Annotated in this window: 8 protein-coding genes; 4 read left to right on the forward strand and 4 right to left on the reverse strand. The window is 73.7% G+C overall.

All coding sequences use genetic code 11. From position 1 onward, the window contains the following. The 4 genes from VLJ82_RS00430 to allB all read right to left on the reverse strand — a co-directional run. Window positions 1-1,725, reverse strand: a 1,725-nt coding sequence (locus VLJ82_RS00430; RefSeq protein ID WP_408661344.1) for a DNA polymerase III subunit gamma and tau, incomplete at its 3' end; no start/stop codon positions are given. A 71-nt stretch (window positions 1,726-1,796) separates the two neighbouring features. After that, complete coding sequence (locus VLJ82_RS00435; RefSeq protein WP_408661345.1) at window positions 1,797-2,987, reverse strand: DUF6986 family protein; 1,191 nt, start codon at window positions 2,985-2,987, stop codon at window positions 1,797-1,799. Next, window positions 2,987-4,048, reverse strand: coding sequence for an allantoicase (gene alc / locus VLJ82_RS00440; protein ID WP_408661346.1), 1,062 nt, complete (start codon window positions 4,046-4,048; stop codon window positions 2,987-2,989). Before alc ends, VLJ82_RS00435 begins: the two co-directional genes overlap by 1 nt. 13 nt (window positions 4,049-4,061) lie before the next feature. Then, complete coding sequence (gene allB, locus VLJ82_RS00445) at window positions 4,062-5,435, reverse strand: allantoinase AllB (RefSeq protein WP_408661347.1); 1,374 nt, start codon at window positions 5,433-5,435, stop codon at window positions 4,062-4,064. A 107-nt stretch (window positions 5,436-5,542) separates the two neighbouring features. On the opposite strand from allB, the gene uraD reads away from it, so the two are divergent. The 4 genes from uraD (at window position 5,543) to VLJ82_RS00465 (ending at window position 8,208) form a co-directional block, all read left to right on the forward strand. Beyond that, on the forward strand, window positions 5,543-6,061 hold the full coding sequence (uraD, locus tag VLJ82_RS00450; protein ID WP_408661348.1) for a 2-oxo-4-hydroxy-4-carboxy-5-ureidoimidazoline decarboxylase: 519 nt from the start codon (window positions 5,543-5,545) through the stop codon (window positions 6,059-6,061). Beyond that, window positions 6,058-6,378, forward strand: coding sequence for a hydroxyisourate hydrolase (gene uraH, locus VLJ82_RS00455; RefSeq protein WP_408661349.1), 321 nt, complete (start codon window positions 6,058-6,060; stop codon window positions 6,376-6,378). Before uraD ends, uraH begins: the two co-directional genes overlap by 4 nt. 13 nt (window positions 6,379-6,391) lie before the next feature. Continuing rightward, entirely contained in the window at window positions 6,392-7,252 is an 861-nt protein-coding gene (pucL, locus tag VLJ82_RS00460) for a factor-independent urate hydroxylase (RefSeq protein ID WP_408661351.1), read from the forward strand. Window positions 7,253-7,338: 86 nt separating this feature from the next. After that, window positions 7,339-8,208, forward strand: a complete 870-nt coding sequence (locus VLJ82_RS00465; protein WP_408661350.1) for an FAD binding domain-containing protein — start codon at window positions 7,339-7,341, stop codon at window positions 8,206-8,208. Window positions 8,209-8,286 lie beyond the last annotated feature (78 nt).

An 8,286-nucleotide genomic window follows, 5' to 3' on the forward strand; every position in this document is an offset into this window, starting at 1 on the left:
CAGCACCGACAGGTTGCTCTCGTCAGCGATCCGCTTGGCCAGCCCGGCCGGGGCCAGCAGGTTGACCACCTCGCCCTCGACCGAGGCGATCACCACCTCGTTCATCATGGCCCACTTGACCTTGCTGCGGTCCCGCAGCGCCGCCATCACCTCCGGCCACAACTGCCGCAGCGCGTTGGAGTCCGGTGCGGACTCGGTCACTACGACGGTCGAGGTCGCGGCTGTCACTACGGCGGTGGGCTCGGGCTCCGCGGCCGGCTGCTCGGCCGGAGCGGTGGATTGCTCGGGTGCCGGCTGCTCGGTACCTGAGCGGTCAGGCTGCTCGATACCGGCCACCGGCTGTTCCGCCTGCGGCGTTGGCTCCGCCTTCGACGGTGTGGGTTTCGCCGTGGGTACCTCAGGTCTTGCCTTGGGTACCTCGGGTTCTGCGGGCTCGGCTTGCCGTTCCGTGGCCCTCGGCCGCGATGGCCGGGCCGCCGGCTGCTCGGTCTCAGCCGCCGGCTGCCCACTCGCCGCAACGGTCGTCACCGAAGCCACGGACGCCACCGATGCCGAAGAAGCCGCCATCCCCTGCCGACGCTCCAGCCGTTCCAGCCGCTGCAGCAGCGCGGCCGAGTCCGCGGCGGCGTCCGGCAGCAGCATCCGGGCCGACAGCAGCTCGAGCATCAACCGGGGCGAGGTGGTGCCCCGCATGTCGGTCAGCGTGGTGTGGGTGATGTCGGCGAACCGGACCAGGCTGGCCAGCCCGATCCGGCGGGCCTGGTCGGCCATCCGGCTCGCCTGGTCGCCGGCGTAGTCGATCAACCCCTTGTCCACCGCGTCGGGCACCGCGTCCAGCACGATCAGGTCCCGGAACCGGTCCAGCAGGTCGGCGGCGAACCGCCGCGGGTCGTGGCCGGCCTCCACTACCCGGTCGATGGTGGCGTACACCCCGGCCGCGTCCCCGACGGCCAGCGAGTCGGTCATGTCGTCGAGCAGGGCCGAGTCGGTGACGCCGAGCAGCCCGACCGCCCGGGCGTAGGTGACCCCTTCGGGCCCGGCGCCGGACAGCAGTTGGTCCAGCACCGACAGCGAGTCGCGGGCCGAGCCGGCACCGGCGCGCACCACCAGCGGGAACACCGTCGGCTCGACCGTCACCGCCTCGGCCTGGCAGATCCGTTCCAGGTGGCCGCGCAGCACTGACGGCGGGATCAGCCGGAACGGGTAGTGGTGGGTGCGGGACCGGATCGTCTGCAGCACCTTGTCGGGCTCGGTGGTGGCGAAGATGAACACCAGGAACTCCGGTGGCTCCTCGACCAGCTTGAGCAGCGCGTTGAAGCCCTGGGTGGTGACCATGTGGGCCTCGTCGATGATGTAGACCTTGTAGCGGTCGCGCACCGGTGCGTAGTAGGCCCGCTCCCGCAGGTCCCGGGCGTCCTCCACACCACCGTGGCTGGCCGCGTCGATCTCGATCACGTCGATGGAGCCGGGGCCGTTGGGGGCCAGCTCCACGCAGGACTGGCACACCCCGCACGGGGTGGCCGTCGGGCCCTGCTCGCAGTTCAGCGACCGGGCCAGGATCCGGGCGCTGGAGGTCTTGCCGCAGCCCCGGGGACCGGAGAACAGGTATGCGTGGTTGATCCGGCCGGCCGTCAACGCCTGGATCAGTGGAGCGGTGACGTGCTCCTGCCCGATCACCTCGGAGAAGTCGGCAGAGCGGTACTTCCGATATAGCGCCAATGCCACCGGGTCACCCTACCGTCAGCCGCCGGGCGCCGGTTCCGTCCCCGCGGTGCCCGACTACTCCGCTTCGTTCCTCAGCTCCGCGTGCCCGCCTGCTGCTCGGTAATCGCCCCGCAGGCCACCCCGCGCGCCAGGTAGTCGGTCAGCGCCCGGACGGTGGCCGGCTCGTCGGCGATGCCGGTCTCCAGCCGCTGCCGGTAGGCGGCCAGCCGGGCCTGTGCGGCGGCCAGCCCGTCGGTGAAGAACCGGAAGGTGGCGGCGTACCGGCTGGGCAGCTGGGCCGGGTGCAGGTCCCAGCCCTGGTAGAAACCGCGCTCCAGCGAGCGCCGCACCAGGTCGGCGTGCAGCCGCCAGGCGGCCCGGACGGCGGCGGTGTCGCCCACCGGCAGCACGTTGGTCGAGCCGTCGGACACCGGGACGCCGGTCTCGGCCGCGGCCACCTGCAGCACCGCCTTGGCGTGGTCGGCGGCCGGGTGGTCCAGCGACTGGAAGGCGGCGGCGATACCCAGCGAGGCGCTGTAGTCATAGGTGCCGTAGTGCAGGCCGGCGCACCGGCCGGCCGCGGCGGTGAGCATCGGAGCCACCAGCGCGGTGCCGTCCGGGCCGAGGACGGCCTGCGGGGTCTCCACCTGGATCTCGAACCGCAGCTGCCCGGCGGCCAAGCCCAGCCGGTCCTCCAGCACGGCGCAGCTTTCGGCCATCGCCTGCACCTGGAGCACCGAGGTGACCTTGGGCAGGGTGATCCGGAAGCCGGCCGGCAACGCGGTCCGGCCGAGCAGGGTGTCCAGGAACAGCACCAGGGTGGCCAGCCCGCGGCGGCGGACCGCCGGTTCCAGGGACTTGATCCGCAGGCCGGTGAACGGCGGCGCTGAACCGGTGGCCAGCAGCTCGGCCAGCGCGGTGGCCGCCGCGACCGCAGCCGCGTCCTCCGCCTCGTCCGGGCGGATGCCGTAGCCGTCCTCGAAGTCGATCCGCAGGTCCTCGATCGGTTCTCGCTCCAGCTTGGCGCGCACCGCACGGTGCTCGGGCTCGTCGAAACCGGGCAGCGGGCCGTGCTCGGCCAGCGCCTGCAGGGCCGCCTCGCCCCACTGCCGCGGGGTGGCGGCGGAGAACCGATCGGCCGGGACATAGGCGGTGTGCACCGGCTGCCGGGCCGCGGACGGCCCCGGGTAGCGGCGGGCCCGCTCGGCGTCGTCGCCGGCCAGCAGTGCCTCGGCCCGACCGGCGAGCTCGGCGACCAGCCGGGGATCGGCGGACGGGCTCATCAGTCGAACAGCTCGTCGGCGGCGATGCCGGCCGCGAGCGGGCCGGGCAACAGGGCGAGCCAGCGGCGGCCGAGCTCAGCGCGCGCCTCGGCGGTGAGCTCGCCGAACAGCCGCAGCCGGGAGATGCCGCCGTCCGGGTAGACGTCCAGGCGCACCCGGCGCACCGGCGCGGACGAGCCGATCTTGAACCGGTGCTCGGTGTCGGGCAGCAGCTCGGTGCGCGGCAGCAGCTCCGCGCCGGTGTCGAGGTCGGAGAGCCGGGCCGCCCCGGGGGCGTTGCCGACGAACCGGGAGGTGTCGATCACCACCGAGTGCAGCACCCCGGCGCCGGCCAGGCCCACGTCGAGCCAGTCGTTGCCGTCGTCGCGGCGGCGGGCGTTCTCCCAGCCGTCCGACATCACCGCCGACCGGCCAGGAGCCAGCACGTTGGCCGGGGCCGAGTAGAACCGGTTGCTGCAGCCGATGATCCGGCCGCCGTGCACGGTGGCCGCCAGGTCCACCCGGCCGCCCAGGAACCGCGGGTCGGCGACCGGCTCGCCGTGCACCCGCAGCCGCGCCACGCCACCGTCGGGGTAGATCCGCAACCGGACGTGGCTGCTCAGCCGGTCGGCGGCGAACACCGCGAAGGCGTTCTCGGTGTCGCCGGCGAGCTCGGAGCGGGCCAGCAGCGGGGTCCAGTCGGTGGCCCGCAGCTGGTCGGCCGGCGGGTAGCCGAGCAGCGTGGCGCCCTCCACCGAGGCGTACGGCGGGTAGTTGCCGGTGAAGTGGCTGGTGTCGATCAGCACCCCCCGGACGATGCCGGGCACCGCCAGCCGGACGATCACCTCGTCCGCAGGATGGGCCGCGAGCCGGCCGGGATCGTCGCGCCGGCGCCGGGTCTCCCAGCCGTCGTAGACCTTGCCGCGGGCGTCGAAGGCGGCCGGGTCGTGGCCCGCCGGCCCGGGATTGATCAGGTTGTGCGCGCTGGCGAAGAAGTCGTCGTTGCTCCACACCACGCCGGCGCCGAGGGCCCGGCCGGCGAGGTCGGGCAGGGCGCGGAACTCGGCCGGATGGGCGCTCACCGGGTGCTCGCGCTCATCGGGTGCCCGCCCGGCGCTCGCCCCGACGCAGCAACCGACCCAGCGGGACGCGCCCGTCGATCGGCCGGCCGGCCAGCCAGGTCTGTCGCACCACGCCGCGCAGCCTAACCCCGGCGTACGGCGTAACCGGGTTGCGGTGCAGCAGCCGGGCCGGGTCCACCTCGAAGCTCTCCTCCGGGGCGAAGACGGCGAAGTCGGCGTCATAGCCAGCCGTGATCGCGCCCTTGCCGGCCAGCCCGGCCAGCCGGGCCGGCGCCGCGGCCATCCAGCCGGCCAGCTCGGCGAGGCTGTGACCGCGACTGCTGGCTTGCGTCCAGGTGACCGGCAGCGACAGCTGCACCGAGGCGATGCCGCCCCACGCGGCGCCGAAGTCCCCGGTGTCCAGCCGCTTGAGCTCGGCGGTGCACGGTGAGTGGTCGGACACCACGCAGTCGATCAGGCCGTCGGCCAGCGCCTGCCACAGCCGCTCCCGGTTGGCGTCGTCCCGGATCGGCGGGCAGCACTTGAACTGGGTCGCCCCGTCCGGCACCTGCTCGGCGGCCAGGGACAGGTAGTGCGGGCAGGTCTCCACCGTGACCGGCAGCCCCTCGGCGCGGGCGGCGGCGAGCTGCGGCAGCGCGGCGGCGCTGGACAGGTGCACCAGGTGCGCCCGGCAGCCGGTCTCGCGCACCGCGTCCAGCAGCCAGCCGATCGCTTCGGTCTCGGCGGAGTCCGGCCGGGACGCCAGGAAGTCCTGGTAGCTGGGCCCGCCGGGCCGGGCGGAGGTGGCGATCACCGCCGGGTCCTCGGCGTGGGCGATCAGCAGCCCGTCGAAGCCGGCGATCACCGCCATCGCCGAACGCAGGCCGGCCCGGTCCAGCGGCGGGAATTCCGGCACCCCGGAGTCCAGCAGGAAGCACTTGAAGCCGGCCACCCCGGCATCGTGGAGATCGCGCAGCTCGCCGCCGGATCCAGCGCAGTTGGCCGGCACCGCGCCGCCCCAGAAGGCCACGTCCACGTGCACCCGGCCCGCGGCGGCCTGCTGCTTGGCCCGCAGCGCCGGCAGGTCCACCGTCGGCGGGATGCTGTTGAGCGGCATGTCGACCAGCGTGGTGATGCCGCCGGCCGCGGCCGCCGCGGTAGCGGTGGCGAAGCCCTCCCATTCCGTCCGGCCGGGTTCGTTGACGTGCACATGCGAGTCCACCAGGCCGGGCAGCAGCACGCAGTCGTCGTCGATGCGCACCTCGGCGCTGCCGTCGGACGGCGGACCAGCCGGTGCGTCGAACTCCTCGACCGAGACGATCCGGCCACCGCTGACCCGCACCGCACCGGGCCGCTCACCGGCCGGGGTGACGATCCGGCGGGCCCGCACCAGCACGTCGTCGGTCACCGCCTCCTCCAATCGGTCACCGCCTCATCCAACACGTCCGGCCGGCCAATCCGAGCCCTTTTCGGTGCCCTCGCGCTAGGTTGGGGCGAGAGGGGTGGTGGTGCGGTGTGGACCCGGCACAGGTCGGCCCGATACCGGTAGCCGAGTTCGACTCGGCCCCGGCCGCCGACGCCGCCGCCGAGTTGATGCCGTGCTGCACCAGCCGGCGCTGGATCTCCGGGCTGGTCAGCGGCCGCCCGTACGCCCGGCTGGACCGGCTCACCACCGCCTCGGACGCCCTGCTGGCCACGCTGGACTGGTCCGAGCTGGCGGCGGTGCTGGCCAGCCATCCCCGGATCGGCGAACGCGCCACGTCCGACAGCCGTTCTGACAGCTGGTCCCGGCAGGAGCAGGCCGGCACCGCCGGCGCCGCCGAGCAGGTGCGCCGGGACCTGACCGCCGCGAACCTCGCCTACGAGCAGCGATTCGGCCACGTCTTCCTGATCTGCGCCACCGGCCTGTCCGCCGAGACGATGCTGGCCGCGCTGCGGTTCCGGTTGCGCAACGACCCGATCGCCGAACGCGAGGTGGTCCGCGGCGAGCTGGTCAAGATCGTCCGGCTGCGGCTGGCCAAGGCGTTCCGATGAGCCTGTCCACCCACGTGCTGGACGCGGTGCGCGGCCGTCCGGCGTCGGGCCTGCCGGTGCGGCTGGAGCAGCACGTCGGCGACGGCTGGACGCTGCTGACCGAGCGGGTCACCGGGCCGGACGGCCGGATCGCCGACCTGTCCACCGGGCTCGCGGCCGGCAGCTACCGGCTGGTCTTCGACACCGGCAGCTACCTGGGGCCGGAGGCGTTCTACCCCGAGGTGGTGGTCAGCTTCCGGGCCACCGGGGCCGGCCAGCACTACCACGTGCCGTTGCTGCTCAGCCCGTTCGCCTACTCGACCTACCGGGGCAGCTGATGGCGGGTTCGGGCTGATGGCGATCCTCGGCGACAACCGGTACGGCAAGGCCGAGGTCCGGGTGGTGCGCGTCGACCGGAGCTCCGAGCCGCACACCTTGTCGGACTGGAACGTCTCGGTGAGCCTGGCCGGCGACATGCGCGAGGTGCATCTGTCCGGCGCCAACGACCGGGTGCTGCCCACCGACACCCAGAAGAACACCGTCTACGCGCTGGCCCAGCAGCTCGGCGCGGTCGAGCCCGAGGTGTTCGCATTAACGCTGGCCCGGCACTTCGTGGACCGCCAGGCCGGCATCTCCCGGGCTCGGGTGCAGCTGCACAGCTACGGCTGGACGGCGGTCGGGCCGCACTCACTCGTCCGGTCCGGGGCCGAGGTCCGCACCGTCACCGTGCTGCACGACGAGCAGTCCGGCAGCTGGGTGGTCGGCGGGCTGCGCGAGCTGACCCTGCTCAACACCACCGACTCGGAGTTCTGGGGCTTCGCCCGGGACGAGTTCACCACGCTGGCCGAGACCACCGACCGGATACTCGCCACCAGCGTGGAGGCCCGCTGGCGGTTCCGGAATGCCGACTGCAACTGGGCGGCGGCCTATGCGCGGGCCCGGCAGGCGCTGGTGGACGCCTTCGTAAGCACCTACAGCTACTCGCTGCAGCAGACCCTCTACGCGATGGGTTGCCGGGTGCTGGCCGAGGTGCCCGAGGCCTGCGAGGTCCGGCTGGCGCTGCCGAACAAGCACCACTTCCTGGTGGACCTCCAGCCCTTCGGGCAGCCCAACGACAACGAGGTCTACCTCGCCGCCGACCGGCCGTACGGGCTGATCGAGGGCCAGGTGCTGGCCGACGACGCGCCGGACGCCGGGCCCGCCTGGCCCTGAGAGAACCGCGGATCCGCGTAACGCCCGAGCACCGCGCATTTCCGATCCTGCCCGGCTATCGTGCCCTGAACGGAAGGGAGTGGCGGGTGGACTTCCTGCGACCGGGTTCGTGGCCGGACGCGCTGGCGGCCAAGGCCGAGCAGCCGGCTGCCGCGCCGCTGGCCGGCGGCACCGACCTGATGGTCGAGATCAACTTCGACCGCCGCCGGCCCGAGGCGCTGCTGGACCTGAACCCGGTCGGCGAGCTGGCCGAGTGGGCCTCCGACGGCGAGCAGCTGGTGCTCGGCGCCACCCTGCCGTACGCCCGGGTGATCACCGAGCTGGGCGACCGGCTGCCCGGCCTGGCGATGGCATCGCGCACCATCGGCTCCCCGCAGATCCGCAACCGCGGCTCGATCGGCGGCAACCTCGGCTCGGCCTCGCCGGCCGGCGACAGCCATCCGGTGCTGCTGGCCCTGAACGCCACGGTCGAGGTGGCCTCGGTGCGGGGCAGTCGGGACATTCCGGTGGACGAGTTCTACCTCGGGCCGAAGCGCTCCGCGCTGGCACCGGACGAGCTGATCCGCGCCGTGCGGATCCCGCCCGGCGCCGGACCCTGCCAGTTCGCCAAGGTCGGCACCCGCAATGCGATGGTGATCGCGGTCTGCTCGTTCGCGGTTGCCCTGCACCCGGCGCCGGGATCGGTGCGGACCGGCATCGGTTCGGCCGCTCCCACCCCGGTGCGGGCTTTGGAGGCCGAGACGTTCCTGGCCGGCGAGCTGGGCGCGGGCGGGCTGTGGGAGTCCCGCGCCGAGCTGCCGGACGGGCTGGCCGCCCGGTTCGGCGAGCTGGTGGCCGCGGCCGCCGCGCCCATCGACGACCTGCGGGGCACCGCGCGCTACCGCCGGCACGCGCTGGCGGTGCTGGCCCGGCGCACCCTGGGCTGGGCCTGGCAGGAGTACCGGTCATGCGCCTGAACACCACGGTCAACGGCGAGGCCCGCCAGGTCGACGACGTCTGGGAGGGCGAGAGCCTGCTGTACGTGCTGCGCGAGC

The sequence above is a fragment of the Jatrophihabitans sp. genome, from assembly GCF_035474675.1.
Taxonomy (GTDB): domain Bacteria; phylum Actinomycetota; class Actinomycetes; order Mycobacteriales; family Jatrophihabitantaceae; genus Jatrophihabitans_A.

Coding starts and splice junctions, on each gene's coding strand:
- uraH (WP_408661349.1), top strand. CDS start 6,058: ATGAGCCTGTCCACCCACGTGCTGGACGCGGTGCGCGGCCGTCCGGCG.
- VLJ82_RS00435 (WP_408661345.1), bottom strand. CDS start 2,987: ATGAGCCCGTCCGCCGATCCCCGGCTGGTCGCCGAGCTCGCCGGTCGG.